We start from the raw sequence: 793 nt of genomic DNA on the forward strand, positions 1-793 counted from the left end.
CCGCCACGAAGTGGGTGACGCGCCCCTCGGTGGCGCTCCAGATCTCGGGACCGGTCGTTTCGTAGTGCGCGCGGGGCCCGTTCTGATTCGCGAACTGGTTCGGCTTGAACGCTCCGGGGATTTCGCGGGCGAGCCGGTCGGAGACGCTGTAGTACGAGCGCGGATCCTCGGGCGGCACACTGGTATCGGTGATGACGACCTCGGCCCCATAGGCCTCGAGGACGGCGACCTTGGGGCCCGCGAACTTGTCGGGAACGACGAAGATCATGCGGTAACCGCGCTGCTGCGCGACGAGGGCGAGGCCCACCCCCGTGTTGCCGCTGGTGGGTTCGACGATCGTGCCGCCCGGGCCGATCAATCCGTCACGCTCGGCGGCGTCGAGGATATTGGCTGCGATGCGGTCTTTGGATGAGCCGCCCGGGTTGAAGTATTCGATCTTCGCGAGAACCGTGGCGGTGATGCCGTCGGTGACGTGGTTCAGGCGGACGAGGGGTGTGTTGCCGATGAGGTCGGTGACGCTCTGCGCGTATCGCACGGGATAAGTCCAAGCTGCGGGGCCGCGATGCTCTCGCGGGGTGTTGTCAGGGGTCGTTGAAAGCGAGTGCGAGGCACTCAGCGGCAACAACGACAGGACAGCACGCGGATAGCTTACATAGGCGAGCTGCGGGATGCCTAGCTGCACACCGATTCGAGCGCCGCGATGCCTGAGCCCGTCGAAGCGAGCACCGGGCGCACGTGTCGACCAGGCAGGGCACAGCGGGTGACTTCGACGAGCTCAGTGACCGGGCGGGCC

General features: G+C 66.6%; 1 protein-coding gene. It reads right to left on the reverse strand.

The annotated features are described in order from the left end of the window. Nucleotides 1-535 (reverse strand): PLP-dependent cysteine synthase family protein (locus MIC448_RS11180; protein WP_036299601.1); only part of this gene is annotated, 535 nt, incomplete at its 3' end. Nucleotides 536-793: the final 258 nt, after the last annotated feature.

It is taken from the genome of Microbacterium sp. C448, from assembly GCF_000582705.2.
Lineage (GTDB): Bacteria > Actinomycetota > Actinomycetes > Actinomycetales > Microbacteriaceae > Microbacterium > Microbacterium lacus_A.